General features: G+C 43.9%; 15 protein-coding genes. 5 read left to right on the top strand and 10 right to left on the bottom strand.

Features of this window, described 5'->3' with window-relative positions:
• Positions 1-37: 37 nt before the first annotated feature.
• Positions 38-736, bottom strand: coding sequence for a TetR/AcrR family transcriptional regulator (locus IP485_RS04620; RefSeq protein WP_198326228.1), 699 nt, complete (start codon positions 734-736; stop codon positions 38-40).
• 210 nt (positions 737-946) lie between these two features.
• On the opposite strand from IP485_RS04620, the gene IP485_RS04615 reads away from it, so the two are divergent.
• From IP485_RS04615 to IP485_RS04600, 4 genes are all read left to right on the top strand, one after another.
• Complete coding sequence (locus IP485_RS04615; protein WP_198326227.1) at positions 947-2,185, top strand: NADH:flavin oxidoreductase/NADH oxidase family protein; 1,239 nt, start codon at positions 947-949, stop codon at positions 2,183-2,185.
• Between the two features lie 479 nt (positions 2,186-2,664).
• A complete protein-coding gene (locus IP485_RS04610) occupies positions 2,665-2,868 on the top strand; it encodes a CsbD family protein (protein WP_194363478.1) in 204 nt (67 codons plus the stop codon).
• A gap of 780 nt (positions 2,869-3,648) precedes the next feature.
• Positions 3,649-4,317, top strand: a complete 669-nt coding sequence (locus tag IP485_RS04605) for a hypothetical protein (RefSeq protein WP_198326226.1) — start codon at positions 3,649-3,651, stop codon at positions 4,315-4,317.
• Positions 4,318-4,471: 154 nt separating this feature from the next.
• The gene (locus tag IP485_RS04600; RefSeq protein ID WP_198326225.1) at positions 4,472-4,852 is read left to right on the top strand and encodes a hypothetical protein; all 381 of its coding nucleotides are present in this window, start codon (positions 4,472-4,474) and stop codon (positions 4,850-4,852) included.
• Positions 4,853-4,995: 143 nt separating this feature from the next.
• Here the strand turns inward: IP485_RS04600 and IP485_RS04595 are convergent, their stop codons facing one another.
• The 8 genes from IP485_RS04595 to IP485_RS04560 all read right to left on the bottom strand — a co-directional run bounded on the left by IP485_RS04595 (position 4,996) and on the right by IP485_RS04560 (position 12,821).
• Entirely contained in the window at positions 4,996-5,307 is a 312-nt protein-coding gene (locus IP485_RS04595; protein WP_198326224.1) for an NGG1p interacting factor NIF3, read from the bottom strand.
• A 55-nt stretch (positions 5,308-5,362) separates the two neighbouring features.
• The gene (locus IP485_RS04590; protein WP_198326223.1) at positions 5,363-5,995 is read right to left on the bottom strand and encodes a DNA-3-methyladenine glycosylase; all 633 of its coding nucleotides are present in this window, start codon (positions 5,993-5,995) and stop codon (positions 5,363-5,365) included.
• A gap of 280 nt (positions 5,996-6,275) precedes the next feature.
• Positions 6,276-7,190, bottom strand: a complete 915-nt coding sequence (locus IP485_RS04585) for a lantibiotic ABC transporter permease (protein WP_198326222.1) — start codon at positions 7,188-7,190, stop codon at positions 6,276-6,278.
• Between the two features lie 162 nt (positions 7,191-7,352).
• Positions 7,353-8,066, bottom strand: coding sequence for a phosphoribosylaminoimidazolesuccinocarboxamide synthase (gene purC, locus IP485_RS04580; protein ID WP_194363473.1), 714 nt, complete (start codon positions 8,064-8,066; stop codon positions 7,353-7,355).
• A 133-nt stretch (positions 8,067-8,199) separates the two neighbouring features.
• The gene (locus IP485_RS04575) at positions 8,200-8,508 is read right to left on the bottom strand and encodes a hypothetical protein (protein WP_227669454.1); all 309 of its coding nucleotides are present in this window, start codon (positions 8,506-8,508) and stop codon (positions 8,200-8,202) included.
• 126 nt (positions 8,509-8,634) lie between these two features.
• On the bottom strand, positions 8,635-9,540 hold the full coding sequence (gene dapA, locus IP485_RS04570) for a 4-hydroxy-tetrahydrodipicolinate synthase (RefSeq protein ID WP_197174767.1): 906 nt from the start codon (positions 9,538-9,540) through the stop codon (positions 8,635-8,637).
• A 451-nt stretch (positions 9,541-9,991) separates the two neighbouring features.
• Positions 9,992-11,200: a hypothetical protein gene (locus tag IP485_RS04565; protein ID WP_198326221.1), complete on the bottom strand. Its 1,209-nt coding sequence runs from the start codon at positions 11,198-11,200 to the stop codon at positions 9,992-9,994.
• A 229-nt stretch (positions 11,201-11,429) separates the two neighbouring features.
• Positions 11,430-12,821, bottom strand: a complete 1,392-nt coding sequence (locus IP485_RS04560) for a Do family serine endopeptidase (protein WP_198326463.1) — start codon at positions 12,819-12,821, stop codon at positions 11,430-11,432.
• An 829-nt stretch (positions 12,822-13,650) separates the two neighbouring features.
• On the opposite strand from IP485_RS04560, the gene IP485_RS04555 reads away from it, so the two are divergent.
• A complete protein-coding gene (locus tag IP485_RS04555) occupies positions 13,651-15,954 on the top strand; it encodes a cation:proton antiporter (RefSeq protein ID WP_198326220.1) in 2,304 nt (767 codons plus the stop codon).
• Between the two features lie 174 nt (positions 15,955-16,128).
• Here the strand turns inward: IP485_RS04555 and tmk are convergent, their stop codons facing one another.
• Positions 16,129-16,776, bottom strand: coding sequence for a dTMP kinase (gene tmk, locus IP485_RS04550; protein ID WP_227686436.1), 648 nt, complete (start codon positions 16,774-16,776; stop codon positions 16,129-16,131).
• Positions 16,777-16,862 lie beyond the last annotated feature (86 nt).

The following is a 16,862-nucleotide window of genomic DNA, read 5'->3' as shown; positions in this document are numbered from 1 at the left end:
CTAAACCTAAAAGCTCATTATCACTACTTTGTTATCGTTACTTGCTCTGATTGCTTCCGTGCAAAAAATTGGCGAACAGCGTATCAAAGCTGCTGCTTAACGTATCAATCGCTTGTTGCCTTGAGTAGCGCTGTTGATGACAGCCCAATATCAACTCGTGTACTTGTGCTGCTGCCATATCGACACAAAGATTGATAGCCGTCCGCTCAACCGAGCGATTCGATAGCTGCAATCCTTGAATAAATATCTCTGTCCACTCTGCTTGTATTTCGGTGACTAGATTGCCCAATCCGTTGTTTAACGAAGATTGGTTTTCTATATTGGCGCTAAACCTTGGACGGTCCTCTATTAAATGCTGAAACAAGGCGATGTTTTGAAAGGCAGAGTCAAAAATCATCATCAGACAGTTCTGACACTGCTGAGTAAACTGCTCTTCGCTTAGGACATCGTAATCCTTGAGCATATTGACCCACGCCATGCGCATGGGCGATAGGTAGTTGTCTTTTAGCTGAGCACTCAGCTCGTTTTGTAGAGCGTCCAAGCTGTCAAAGTGGTTATAAAAACTGGGCTGTGCAATACCAGCACCTTTGGCCACCTTATTCATACTCATACCCTGAGCACCTTCTAAGCTGTACAGTCGTAGCGCACTTTTTAGCAGCGCACGTCGCGTCTTGGCTTTTGCCAGCTCGCGCTTTGACTCTATGGGTGCGGTGGTCTCTTGGATTAGTACAGTCACGACACAGGTATCCCTACTGGTTAAGCCATTTAGTCTACACGTCAGTAATTTATCTACAGTGCTATTGCAGCAAAAAAATGTGATGATAATACTCAAATGCTGACAACTATTATTTCAACTATAAGATTATAGTCATTTAAACAATAAGTCTATAGTCAAACCCATAGCAGAACTCATGCTTCACAAAACAATATTTTTGAGGTTACTATTATGACATCTCCCGTTTTTTCACCTTTTACATTGCCGTGTGGCGTAGTGCTATCTAATCGCTTGGCAAAGGCGGCTATGGAAGAAAACATGGCGGACACAGGGCAGGTTCCAAGCGGAGATTTGTTATGTCTGTATCAAAGCTGGGCAAATGGCGGTACAGGATTATTGATTACAGGCAATGTCATGGTCGATGGTCGCGCGATGACTGGGCCTGGTGGAGTCGTATTAGAAAAAGATAGTGATGTAGCCCCTTTTAGAACGTGGGCGCAGGCTGCCAAGCAAAACGACACGCGCGTTTTAATGCAGCTCAATCATCCGGGTCGCCAAGTGTATGCGGCGATGGGCGGTGATGTGTTGTCCCCTTCTGACGTGGCTATGGATTTGGGCAAATACTCTCATTTGTTTAGCAAGCCTCGTGCTATGACCCAATCAGATATCAATCAGCTGATACAACGATTTGCTGATACGGCCTTGAAGGCTGAGCAAGCAGGTTTTGATGGTGTGCAGATTCATGCCGCCCATGGCTATCTTATTTCACAGTTTTTATCGCCACTGACCAATAAACGAGACGATCAATACGGCGGCTCGATTGAAAACCGAATGCGCCTACTGATTGAGATTATCAAGGCAGTTCGTGCTCAAGTCTCAGCCAGTTTTGCGGTTGGGGTAAAAATAAATTCGGCAGATTTTCAACGGGGCGGATTCGATACCAAAGATGCAAGGCTGGTTGTTCTAGCGATGAATGAGTTGGCGGTTGATTTGGTCGAGCTATCTGGGGGCAGTTATGAAAGCCCCGCTATGCAAGGCAATACAGCAGATGGACAGACTCTGCAGCGAGAAGCCTACTTTTTAGACTTTGCAAAGGAGATTGCGCAGGTCGCTACAATGCCTATTATGACTACCGGCGGCGTTAGACGATTGGCTGTTGCAGAAGATGTGTTGGCTCAAGGAATTGATATCGTCGGTATGGGAACGGCATTGGCCATGAACCCTTCCTTACCCAATGATTGGAAAAAAGACAGCACGCTGATTGCTCATGACCCCGTTGTACGCTGGAAAGACAAGACAATGAGTGCACTCGCGACCATGTCTGTCATCAAACGCCAACTACAGCGTATGAGTAAAGGCAAGCGACCAAAACCAAATGCTTCACCGATACTCTCGCTCGTTAAGGATCGTATTCGCATAAAGAGACTGACCAAACGTTATCAGCGTTACTTATCGACTCTAGCAAAATAACGAAATCCTTTCATTCTTAATGATGACCAATAAAAAAAGAGCCGCTGCTTCATATGCAAACAGTTGCTCTTTTTCTACTGGCCATTTTCAATGATAAAATCTGTCAAAATGTTGAGATAATTCGTCCATCATCATAACGCACAATAGACATAATTTACGATTTATGACTATAGCGACCCTCCCGATAACACACACTGCACGCTCACCATAATTAAGCAACACTATAAACATTGGATGTACAGACACGATTTATAAATGAGCCTATATTTAATACCACAAGGCGATCAATACTTAGTGAAAATAATAAAAAGGCGCTAATAATAAAAAGGCAGTAAGATGCCCACTAGATGCCTTTGTTTAATATGTGATTATAAAAATAATAAACAATAATAAAATATGCTCCACCCGTTCCACAGAAGTTAATAACGAAGTAAGTATCTATAAAAGTAATAAAATAACCAACAAAAAAGGAATTAAAAATGAACGAACATACGCTAAAAGGTGAATGGAACCAAGTTAAAGGGTCAGTAAAGCAGAAATGGGCTGATCTAACGGACGATGATTTGCTACACGTTGAAGGCAGTCGTGACAAGCTAGTCGGCAAAGTCCAAGAGCGCTATGGCCACAGTAAGGATGATGCTGAACGTGAAGTCGATGACTGGCGTCGAGAAAACAAGTACTAAGTAGGCTTTCTTATAGGATAGTGCTTTTAAGAGGTCAAGTTTGAAACAATAAGTTTAACGTACAAAGCAAAAAACCACATAGGATATTATGTGGTTTTTTTATGGGCGGTTAATAACGTCACACATTCAACTGAGCAATAAATTTGATATTGGTATGATCGGATATGCAAATTAGCATCACCCAGACACGATAAAACCGCATAGCAATGAATTGTTATGCGGTTTTATTGTTAACTATCCATGTTACCTATCACGACTGCTTTCTATGCATCCTTGCATAAATATTCAGTATGTTGTGATACTGGGCATCCTGCCCTTTTACTACACTACAGCGTTCAGTATTAACTGCTGCTATCAGCACAAGTTATGTGTCCGTATTCCAGCTACCATCGTCATCCTGATTCTGGTAATTGAAACATCATCCTTAATGCGGTTAACTCAATCCTTGAGTCACATTCCCTAATGCCGTGTGACTATAATGCCAAACTATCACTGCCATGTTAAGTCGCGTAAACGTCATTGTGTGTAAGCATATGCTTACACGGTTTTAATTATCTCAATGATTACAACTTGTTAACGTAAAAGACACTTAATATAAAGCTTTGTGTCTTACTATGGATAATGTAAGAAAATATTTCAGAGAAGATAATCTCTGACATTATTAACAATAGAGACTTATCAAAATATTGCTATATCAAGACAATCTACAACCTATCATGCGGCGAGTGATACTACTGCACCTATCGCATGCACTCTGAAAACCTCACAGGATATTGCATTATGAAAACTCTAAAGCCATTCTCATTTAAGACGACTGTGTCTGCTGGTCTTGTTATTGCATTATTGGGTACTACTGTCGGTTGTACGGTAGTAGGGCCAGGCTATGACAATCAGTCTGTGTATCGCAGTGATAACAATCGCCAAAACGATAGCTTTAACCGTGTCAGCCAGCAGTTACGTCAGGACTTACGCCGTAAAGGCTATCAGGTTATGGATATTAGATCTGACAGTTATCGTGGCGATCGAGCCATCACTGCCTTTGCCAAAAAGAACAACCAAGCTTATGAGCTCAAATATACCTACCCTGCTCTCAGACTCATCAGCTCAAATAAAAGAGCATGGTCGAATAACTGGGAAGATAAAAAGTATCAACAAGATAATGACCGTGATAAGAATGATAAGTATAAAGGTAATGGCAAATACAAGAATGACAAGCGCTATAAAAAAGACGATGTAGAAGACAGTATCAAAAGAGAGTCACGTTACCCAGCGATTCAGCGCCGCGCTGTCAGCAAAGTAAGGTCTATGGGCTATCGTGTCGACAGTATCGACCTTGAAGAAAAAAATAAGCGCGGTGTTTTTGAGATTGAGGCAAAACGCGGTTCACAAAAATATGAGATATTGCTGAGCTATCCAAATCTAGACGTTATCAGAGTTCAAAAAGACTGATTACTTTAAAGCTTCTTTGATCAGAGCAATGTTGCAAGTCCGTGCTTTGAGGCCATAGTGCTTCGTTGAGCTTATCTATTTATGTCTTTAGCCAATTACTTTGCAATGCTCAATCCCTGATTAGCGGCAGTGCATATATTATGAGGAAATCTTTATGAAAACTTTATCAGCTTCAACGCTAAAAACTGTCGTATCTGGCAGTATTGTCGCAGCCGTATTGGCGGTAACGACTGGCTGTGTTACCACACCTAGCGGCTATAACGTCTATGACGACATCTATGGAGATGTCCACAAAGATGATAAAGAGCATAAAAAACACAAAGACAAGCATAAGAAAGCGGATAAAAATGTCTACTCAGCTACCATCGAGCGTCGAGCTGCTAATAAAGTTAGTAGCATGGGATACCGTGTCAAAGACGTGAAATATAAAAAAGGCGATCGCAAAATCAAGGTCGAAGCTGAGCGTGGTCGCGATGATTATAAAATCGAGCTTGGCTATCCAAGCTACAATGTGATCAAGATCAAAAAAGATTAGTGACGTTCTAAATACTTATGATCTCTTTTAGTTTGTAGTTAAGGCATCGTAATCTTTAAAGCCCAACAGGTTGTTTAATGGCTTGTTGGGCCTTTTTATAACCAGTTTTTTATGTTGTCAGCTGATGTTTTAGCTTTATCAACTCAAAAATCCAGCACCTCGATGACATCATATGCTGGTGTCTCATACGGGTGCGCTGCTTTTAACGCGGCGATAGCCGCAGTAATAAACGCGGCATCGACGACCATCTCAACCCGCCATTCATTGACAGTTTCTAGACTGTCATGCTTGCCTATGTGGGGGTTACTGCCTGCCAATGGCATAAACTGCCCTACCCCTTGAACTTGCCAACAACACTGCTCGTAATCGCCAATGCTGCCAGCACCAGCTGTAAATAAAGCAGACTTCACTTTGTCTAATGCCTCATCAGGAATAAAAACAATGAGCTTATACATGGACTTGCCTCATAAAACTTGCCTCATAGAATAGGTTTAAAAAACAATCAAACTGCTACTTCTTGGATAAAGAAGGATGATCGGTCCATATATAGCGTAATAGCCAGTCTTTGGCATCGCCTGCATAATCAATACCAATACGTGGACGCAGCGACACGGGTGGCTGGCAACCATCATCTTCGACCCAAACGTTTGAGGCTGGCGTGATAGGCTTACCATATAAATCACGGTCAATTTGCAAATGCTTTGTCAGCTTCCCAGGACCTGCAAATTGCTTAGGATGCGTGAGCTGCTGATTTGAGATGAGCTGCTTTTCTTCAATCAAGCGATCACTATCATCCGTCAAAAACCCAGCGCGAATCAATACCGACTCAGGAGACTCTGAATGGCCACTGATGAGATTTAACATATGATGCACACCGTAGGTCAGATAGATGTAGAACACACCACCTTGCTCGTACATAATCTCTGTGCGTGCCGTTCGTGACCCTGCATGCGAATGACAGGCTGGATCGTCTTGACCAATGTAAGCTTCGGTCTCAGAGATACGCATGCGTAAAACTTTTTCTGATCCGTCGCTGTCGGTCAGCTTTCGACATAAGACCTTGCCCACCAAGTCGGCCGCGACCACACAGGTAGGACGAGTAAACCAACTAGGGTCTAAAACAGTTGATGAGGCAGTAGACATTAGCAAAACCTTTTCTTATTTTTACCATCTGACTGATATGACCAGATTTTAATAAACTAGTATCAATAAATTAGCATAAAAGTAAGGCAAGGTATTGAAGACAATGTTGGCACTATGTTTGATTTTTTATACGAGTTGAGCTAAAAAATTGTGCCTAAAGGTATGATGTTCACAGCGTGTAGTGAACATCAATAGTTATGGCTAGAGAGGATTTTATCACTAAGCATTATTAGTAGATGGATAAGAATCGCAACCTGACTTTAGATCCATAGGTAGAGTTTTATGTTGTATGCCGTTTTGCCATATATTTGCCCAGTAAGGGTAAGCAAAATGCTGGTAATTGAAAAGCACCCAGTAATGGTAAAAACACTGCACCCATAAAGGGTGCCGTTATGGTGTAAGCAAGTAGTACATTGCGGCCACCACACACCAACGCAGCGACAATGGCATTTTCATAGCCAAAACGCCGATATATGATATAAGCGGTAAAATAAAACACCAATGCCAATACCGAACTTAGCACCAGTAATAGCAAGGCTTGCCACGGATTATGGTCAAAGGTAGTACGAAATCCTGCCATTAGTCCCAGTGGAAACAACATCAACAGTAAAATATTAAACTGTCCAATTTTAGGATAATAACGTGACAAAATAGTAGGTGAAACGAATCGACGCACCCCTAAAGCTAGCACCATTGGCATAGCAATATAAACCAATAAGCGATTGATATAAGTGCCAATGTCTACATGCGCATTTTTATCGCCTAATAGCCACAATACGCACAATAATGTACAGGGCATGATTAGTGTGGCCGCGATAGTTTTTGCCGTCGCCAGTTGTGCGTCAAACCCCACTGCATTGACCAATGCACCACTGCCAAACAATGGGGCAGTGGCACCAAGACCTGCAATCGCCAATAGCCAATCGCCACGCACACCGAGCGCATAAGCAATTAGTATTAAAACCAGACTCATACCCCCGCTTTGCAACAAGGCAAAAACCCACACATAGCTTGTCGCTATACGTTTTAACAGCGCATACTGATCGATACCTAATAACGTAAAAAACATCAAGAAGAACAGTATTTGGGGTAAATATACCAATACTGCGTTGGACAAGTTTGGAAAAACAAAGCCCACAATGGCACAAGCTGGCATAATTAATGTGCTATGACGTGCAATAAAACGAAGAAGCATGACCTTTCCTAATAAAAATATTTGTAAAAAAGCGGGTATTACTTTTCTTTTTTACCATCTGTTATGCAAATAATTCCTACTAGGAAACCCAAACTAATATGACGCCATAAAAAAACTGAGCACATGGCTCAGTTTTTTTGCTTTACGCTAAACATTGACTGCTTAGCTCAGTGGCACACCAATACGGTCAGCGACTTCTTCATAAGCTTCGATCACATCACCTAATGACTGACGGAAACGGTCTTTGTCCAGCTTTTTCTTAGTATTCTTATCCCAGATACGGCAGCCATCTGGTGAGAACTCATCACCTAACACGATGCGGTCATGGAACACACCAAACTCAAGTTTAAAGTCAACTAGGATTAGATCACCCTCATCAAACAATGCTTTTAGTACATCATTAACTTGATAGGTAAGCTCTTCCATCTTAGCCAATTGCTCTTTGGTTGCCCAGCCAAGCGAGATTGATAAAGACTCATTCACCATCGGATCACCGAGAGCATCATCTTTATAAAATAGCTCATAGGTAGGAGACGTCAATTCTTGGCCTTCTTCTAAGCCCAAACGACGTACCAAACTACCAGCAGCAAAGTTACGGACCACGCACTCAACAGGAATCATATCCAAACGCTTGACCAATACTTCATCATCAGATAATTGCTTTTCGAAATGCGTTTCGATGCCCGCATCAGACAGTTTTTGCATGATAAACGCATTGAAGCGGTTATTGACCACGCCTTTACGTGCCAATTGTTCGATACGTTTGCCATCAAGCGCTGAGGTATCGTCACGGAAATGTAGAATCAGAAGATCGTTGTCTTCTGTTTCATATACAGATTTGGCTTTACCTTTATACAGCATTTGTTGCTTTTGCATTATAGGGGTTCCTGTTCGTTCAAGCTTATGTGGTAAAAACGCGCAGCTACCACTGACTTTTATTTGATGCTATCAATCTGATTGTCATAAATAATGATTACGTCAGTGGTATGGATAAATTTAATTTGAAGGGTTACTGATTGCTCACAGCACGCTGAGGCTTTGGCAATTGGTACTGGTTGCCTGATTCGTTCTGTAGCGTGAGGGTATTTGCCCCAGCATTGGGTGTTGAGTATAAAGGGACAAATGGCGCTGTTTCTTGAGCTGCAGGCAACTCTATCGGCGCAAGCTTTTTGCTTTGCTGATAATCAAGACTGCCGTTATCACGCTTACCAAGCAAGTTTTTGGTGCTTTGGCAACCGCTCAAGACTAAAGTACTACCCAAAACTAAGGTCAGCATTGCAGGAAATATCTTTGCCGTTGTTGATGATGTTTTCATCATAGTGTCTCTCTGAATTAGCAGTGATGGCTCATTTGGGCGATTGACTTATCATGATAAGTTAACTTGCTGCTGGCTTGAATATCAACCATCGAGCTTGTAGCAAGTCTAAAATCGCTGAGTATCAGTTTATAGTATATTTGCTCGGATCAACGCTTCATCAATAGTCGCATGATGCTGCTCCGCGAGCCAGACGAGTGGCAGACGGATACCTTTATCGATAATGCCCATTTTATGCAATGCGTACTTGGCTGGGATAGGGCTTGATTCGATGAACAGATCGCGATGCAGATGCTTGACCACGTCATTGATTCTATCTGCAGTATCAAAATCCCCGCGTAAGCCTGCGGAAAAAGTCTCGCTCATGGCTTTGGGTGCTACGTTGGCCGTGACTGAAATATTGCCTTTGCCGCCTACTTTCATTAATTCAAGTGCGGTGCCGTCATCACCAGATAGGATGACGATTCTATCGCCTACGACTTTGATCAATTGTTCGCCGCGGCTGACAGAGCCTGTCGCATCTTTAATCGCCACAATATTATCGATATCAGCCAAACGTTCTACTGTTTCTTGAGCGATATCAACGACTGTACGTCCTGGCACGTTATAGAGCATCTGCGGAATGTTCACAGCTTGGGCAATGGCTTTATAGTGTTGATACAGGCCTTCTTGAGGCGGTTTGTTATAATAAGGGGCAACCAATAATGCACAATCTGCACCAGCGTCTGCTGCATCTTGAGTCAGCTTGATGGCTTCCATCGTATTATTAGCACCCGTACCTGCGATGACTGGTACACGACCTTTGACATGCTGCACAAAGTAGCGAATGACATCGCTGTGCTCTTGCATAGATAGGGTTGCAGACTCACCGGTAGTACCGACAGCGACAAGGGAATGGGTGCCTTGCTCAATCTGCCAGTCTATGAGATCTGCCAGACGTTTATAATCAACCTTACCGTCAGGGTGCATGGGCGTTACCAAGGCTACCATTGAACCTTGTAATCGGGTTTTGATCTCGTCGTATGCTGTGCTCATAGCCGTGCCTTACTATATTATCCTAGCTTTTATCAAAGCTGTCACATGATAGGTCGTATGCAAGTGCCAACAGTCGCTTATGCATTGATAAACGGTCATGGTCATATCTTGCCTGATGATGATGCTACGTCTTTATTTACTTATATCTATTTATAATAGTGACAAAGATACTTCGTATCCACGTCAATATCGGCATTGTCTATATAGATGACTGCTAATATCTCTCAGATGGCCAAAACATAATCATAAAAACGCCTGTTAGTGTAGCATATTTTGGTTTGACCGCTATCAATCAATTGATGCGCAATAGATAAATTGCATGCAAAAAACATACAGTGATCTGTATACCAAGAGCCACAAATATTCGACCAAACCCTTATAGCTAAATGGACTTATGCATGGGTATCAACGTCGCATCATACACAATCTCTGATGAGACTTTTGAATATGATTAACGAATCGTCAACACGTCGATCGTGGGGCGATACAGACGAAACGGCAAACCACGTGTACCAATGCCACTGCTGACAAATATTTGTGCACTGGCATGCTGATATAAACCGTGCGGTTTACCCATGCGACTGTTATTTAGTAAGGTCGATTGCTCATGACTACGCTGGATGTCTTTTTGCTTATGTGCCAGCCATATATTTTTTTGGATGGCTTTGGCAGCACCCGTAATCAACAATGGACGTGGCTGTAAAGCTTTTGGCAAATCGCTAACACTATCAAATCGTGAGCCCAAGATAATGACAGGATTGGTCGCATTGGCAATTTCGGCACCGAGCGTGGCTTTGTCAGTCGTGCTTGCCGCTTCACTATCCTGATTGGTATCCGGAAAATCTTGCCAACCGCACAGTATCGCGACCATCGCTCTATTTAGATTGCCCTGCTCGATGATACCTTTGTCATCTGATTTAACAGGTGTATTCACCGCTGATTTTTTATGGGCAGATCCAGCAGACGTAAGCGGCAATGAGGTACATTGCTGACCAATATAGTTGATATCTAACACATCAAACGTACTGGCCAAGGTATCTTCTAATAATGGCTGACCTTGCTTGGTCGTATTTATAGACTGATAGTTTAAATCAGAAGTACTCATCACGGTATAAACAGGTTTATTCACCCCTTTAAACAGCATGAGCTGCCCTACCAGATCGGCACTTGGGTAATACAACCAGTCACCAGTAATCAACACCGCATCTGCCGATATGGCATTGATAGTCGTCACAAGCTTACGAATATGGCGCGGCTTGCCACCATATATGCCGATGCGTAAGTCTGACAATACCGCTACCTTAAGGGAGGTCGACAAATCCAAATCGATGGCATGATGCTTTAACCGTAAGCGATTGGGCTGTATCACCACGGTGTAAAAGTACAGACCCATCAGTGAGAGGGCTACCAGCAGTAGCGATAATGGCATCTGTCCTAACACTGATACCGACACTGAGTCTTGCGACCAGACCATCATTAATAACACCGCCCAAAAAGGCATGGTATAGGCGGCATAATACAATGCCAACTTGAGCCAAATACGCATGAAACGGTTGGTCGGATTGGCATTGAACGTTTGTAGCCCTGACCACAGTACGGTATACGCTAGCAATGCTGCTGACGTGTAAACAATGAGCGTGTGAAGTGCGGGGTCAGTCATAATTACCTAGCTGTTGCATAGTGCAATGAGCCTATCTAGAGACTCATTGCACATGAGAGCGTGTTGAATGTGCAATACCTCACCCAAATAATGAGCCATTATGTAAGGGACATTCTCAGCCATTTTATAAAAAATCAAACATTATAGAGGTCGAGCTCTACGATAGACAAGTACAATTGTTAATAGCTGCTGTCATGATTGCTGCTAAATGGTGTACTCACCAGTGTCGCTATTCAATGCGCAGGCCAATAATCGCAGGGATGCCTTGGCGGATGATTTCGATGGTGACCACGCCTTTTTGGGGCAGTGATGAGATTGCGCCTGAAAAATCCGTGACTTGTTTAATAGGTTTTTGGTGAAAATTGGTAATCACGTCTCCAGCCAAAATGCCTGAGCGTGCTGCCAATCCAGTTGGATCGACCATTGTCACCAAAATACCTGTCTTATTATCGACAGCAATCTCTGCTTGCTCATCTGGTGTCAAATCACGCAAACGTAACCCGAGCTGCACATCATTACTCTGCTGATCGCCACTTTGTGCTCGGACGTCATCAGGGGCATAGGTGAGCTTACCACTGACTGTCATTTTTTTACCATTGCGCTGAATATAGGCTCGAAAGGCATCATTTGGACGAGCGCGGTTCAGTAGATTTAATAGATCAGCGGCTTGCATGATTTGCACATCATTGTATTGCAAGATAATATCGCCAGGCTTCAATCCTGACTTTTGGGCTGGCGAATCTGGCGAGACACGAGTGAGTAGAGCACCTTGAGGTTTATCTAACTGATATGCCTCGGCCAGATTACGATCGATATCTTGTGGATAAATACCCATATAGGCACGGGTCACTTCACCATTGGTCTTGAGCTGCTCATAGATGTCCATAGCCGCATCGATTGGAATAGAAAATGACAATCCCATGTATCCGCCAGTTCCACTAAAGATACGCGAATTAATACCAATCACCTCACCGCGCTGATTGAATAAGGGACCACCTGAGTTGCCAGGATTCAGTGCCACATCCGTCTGAATAAAGGGCACACTGGTCTCGCGCGAGAAGCTACGAGATTTTGCACTCACGATACCGGCGGATGCTGAGTAGTCAAAACCAAAAGGTGAACCAATCGCTAAGACTGGCTCCCCTACTTTTAAGACATTCGAGTCCCCAATTGGTAATGCCGGGAACTGTTTACCTTCAACCTTCAATACAGCCACATCTGAGCGCTCATCGCTCCCGACCAACGTCGCATCAAGCTCTGTTCTGTCATTGAGGGTGACGGTTATTTTGTCAGCGCCTTCGATCACATGATGATTGGTCAGCATATAACCATCCGTTGTGACAAAAAAAGCCGTCCCATAAGCATGCTCAATCGCTGGGGTGGCCGCTCGATCAGGGATACGTACACGATCTCCAAAAAACTGTCTTAACAACTCTGCCGTTTGCGCTTTGGCAAGCTCAGCCTCACTCACAGTTTTAGTGACGTTCACGCGAGCAACGGCGGGCGTGACCTGTTGAACCAGACCAGAGAAGTCAGCTGTGGTTACTGCTGCCTGCGCACTGTTTATTGTCGTGACATTGATACCAGCAATCATCGCAGTACTGACAGTAAGTGCCAGCATACTGCGTTGTAGCCAGTGCTGTATTCCGACAGCACTCTGTCTGTTAGGCGTATTGATAGGCATCTCGTCTTCCTTATGAGTCATCATTGTTATGGGTGATAGCCACAGCTCTATTGATAGCGATAGGCATTCTGATTGCTACTTACTGGCTTACTGATTGCTACTTACTGACAGTCATCGCTTGCAGCGTGCATGACAAACGCCGCTACTGTATGATGAATAAAAACGTTATCTCGAACTGCTCTCCATCATGCAGAATAACCCAAGGCAAAGCGATTTCATACTGACTTTGTATAACTTTATGGCGACAAGATGGTATCGTGGCCAGCGCTGTCTACATAGGGATGAAATAAAACCGTGCTATGATGACAAGCAACACCATTGATTGAATAAACAAAAATCAGCTATCTAATGATGCGGTTGGTCATGCGTTTATCTAACTGATTGTCACCGGCTTTATTTTCTCTCTTTTGTATTTTTAGAGCCGCGCTATTTATCTAGCGGTGCTTTTGTCTTTGCTACTTTATACCATATATCATATCTGGCGAATATTGTATTTCATAATAGTCGGTCGTCTCATAGGTCATGGACAAATGCTCTCAATAACAGCTCATGATTGAAAACTATCGCTGATTATATAATAAAGAGCGTCATTACCATTGAGCACCTATATCGAGCGCCTATATAGTTATGAAACGTTACGCCAAATGAATCTGATCGCTCCTTCATAATGAGTGCACTGTTTTATAGTTGGTTTGACTATAAATGACCATTTTACAGGTTCTATTGCTAGATATAACATATGACAAGATTATAAAAGGATTAATTTATGGATACCGCCCTACTGCTATCCGGCGTGGTTGGGATCGGCATTGCCGCCCAATGGTTGGCTTGGTATTTGAAGCAACCATCCATTTTGTTTTTATTACTAATTGGTATCGTCATAGGACCAGTACTGGGGGTATTTGACCCTGATTTGGTATTGGGTGAGCTGATGTTCCCCTTTATCTCTTTGGGCGTGGCGATTATTCTGTTTGAAGGCTCGCTCACCCTAGAGTTTGACGAAATCAAGCAACACGGTACCGTCGTGCAAATGTTGGTGTCCGTCGGCGTGCTTATCACGATCGCTATCGTAGCGTTATCGACTTATTTATTGTTTGATGTCGATCCACTGATTGCCCTGCTGTTCGGGGCACTGGTCTGCGTCACTGGCCCAACGGTGATTATGCCGCTGCTGCGGAGTGTACGACCCAATAAAACCATCTCCAACATCCTAAAATGGGAAGGTATCATCATTGATCCAATCGGCGCGATCGCCGTGGTATTAGTGTATGAGTACATTATCTCTGGCGGCGAAGCCAGCAGTATCTTACTGTTTGCCAAAATCGTCGTATTGGCAACAGCCATGGGAATGGCAGGTGCTTGGGCGCTCGCGTTCCTCATGCGTCGTCATATGGTGCCTGAGTTTTTGCGCAATGTGTTTACGCTTGCCTTTGTCTTGGTACTGTTTTCGGTCTCGAACCATTTAGAGCACGAATCTGGGCTACTAACGGTCACCGTACTGGGTGTGGCCTTGGCAAACTGGCCAAAATTCCCGCGCGAGACCATTTTAGAATTCAATGAATCATTAACCGTTCTACTCATCTCCGTCCTCTTTATTATTCTTGCGGCACGTGTGGAGCTGGCAAGCTTAATGAGTGTGGGTTTTGCAGGCTTGGTGCTACTCGCTATCGTGATGTTTGTGGCGCGTCCACTATCGGTCTGGGCATCCGCTATCGGCTCAAACCTAAAGACCAACGAAAAACTCATGATCAGCTGGATTGGGCCACGTGGTATCGTAGCTGCTGCAATCTCGTCACTGTTTGCGATTCGTCTGCAAGAGTATGATATTCAAGGCGTTGAGCTACTTGTGCCTCTCGTATTTATGGTCATCATCGGTACGGTTATGATTCAGGGTCTGGGTGCAAAAATAGTCGGTAACTTGCTGGGTGTTCGTGAGCCTGAAACCAATGGTATTCTAATCGTTGGCTCAAACCCCATCGCCCTACTCATCGCGACGTCGCTTAAAGATCAAGGCTTCGATGTTATCGTCGCACACAATAACTATACCAATATTGCTCGCGCACGCATGAGTGGTCTGCGTACTTATTTTGGCAACCCTATCTCGGATCATGCAGATCATCACCTTGATCTCATCGGTATCGGTCGTCTGTTTGCCATGAGTATGGACAAGGAGATGAACACCTTATCCGAGATTCATTATCGTCATGAGTTTGGCGAGCGTAAACTATATCGTCTCAAATTCAGTGATGAAAAGGTCAGAAGTGAGCGCGAGGACAAGCAATCAAACTTTCATTCGCAGTGGTTGTTTGGCAAAGACGCTACTTACACCAAGCTTGCCAGCATGCTGTCCAAAAAAGCACGTATCAAAATCACTAATATCACGGACAGCTATAGCTTTGAGCAGTACAAAGCGGACAACAAACAGTTTGTACCGCTTTATACAATAGATAAAGAAGGCAAGCTACATGTCATCACCGACCAATTCGATGGCACTGTACCCCGTGATCGCAAACTTATCTCATTGGTCGTAGAAGATGAGGTGCAACCAAAGCCAGTCGACGTGACTTCTAAGCAAGAGCAAGCACGTATCGCCGCAGATGCTAACTTTGAATCCAGCTCAAAAGCCCCTGACAAACGTAAAGAAAAAGAACTGGATGATGCTAGTGACGCATCAGAGAACTCTACAGACATTGATAAAACGAGTGATAAAACTGTAGAGCAAGATACGAGCAATCCAGCGGCGAGTAATAAGTCGTTAGAGAACCAAAGTAACAGTAAGGAATCTACTGCTTCATCTGATGCACTTGCTACAAAAACGGTCGTATCAGAATCACAGACAGCAACAACCAGCTCAAACAATAAAGGCGTGATGTCTGCAAACGCAACAGCAGTGTCAAAGACTCAAGCCTCTACTAGCAGCCATACAAACGGTAATGGCAGTGCGCCTAAAACCAAAAAGGGCGCGCTTGACCCCAATCGTTTGCCAGATTCTGGACAGGATACTGCTGTTAATAAAAGTCCTGACAGTGATACCACTGATATCGCTAAGGATACGAAGCAAGATAGCTAATACAGTCGGAGCAGTTGCAAAATACCTCAATTTTATGAAGTAGCTGCTACTATCTTAATCGCTCATAAAAAAGCCCCAACACGATGTTGGGGCTTTTTATTTTTGTTATTGTCATCTATAACGCGCCAAGCACACGTGTCATCAGTGAGTGGATGAGCGCTCTGAGCAAACAGACTATTTAATATCTAACTTATCTTGTACCACTTGCCATATACGCGCACTGACCTCATCGGCACTGCCAGAGGCGTCGATACGTTGTATACGCTCAGGGTACTGGGCGGCAAGCGTACTAAAACCGGTATGCACCCACGTAAAAAACTCAATCGCTTGCTGCTCAAAACGATCGGCGGTACCACGCTTATTGGCACGTGCCATGCCTTCTGATATCGGTAAATCTAACCATAAAGTCAACTCAGGCAACTGCGGTACGAACTGATTAATAAGCGTGTCAATCTTAGCTCGGGCGGCGACATCACCATGTGCACGTCCGAATCCTTGATAGGCGATCGTTGAGTCCGTGAATCTGTCACATATCACCCATGTACCCTGCTGTAGCGCGGGTAGAATCACTTGCTGCATATGATCACAGCGCGCGGCAAACAGCAGCAAAAGCTCGGTATCATCTTCGATATCCGTTGCAGGGTCTAATAATATAGCACGCAAACGCTCCGCAAACGGACTGCCACCTGGCTCACGCGTACGAATATAGGGAATACCACTGCCCTCTAGTCGCAAGCACAGCTGCTCAATCGCAGTGGTTTTCCCCACGCCTTCTGTGCCCTCAAAGCTGATAAAACGCCCTGTATTGGGCGTGCTAATCATAGGAGAGGTATTTGATTGTTCTGGATTCGAAGATGATACGTTGGTGTGCACGGGTACTGACATGATATGACCTTATGTCATCGATG

The organism is Psychrobacter sp. NG27 (assembly GCF_016106655.1).
GTDB lineage: Bacteria > Pseudomonadota > Gammaproteobacteria > Pseudomonadales > Moraxellaceae > Psychrobacter.
The sequence above is the reverse complement of the archived record's forward strand: the minus strand, read 5'-3'. Positions and strand labels throughout refer to the sequence as shown.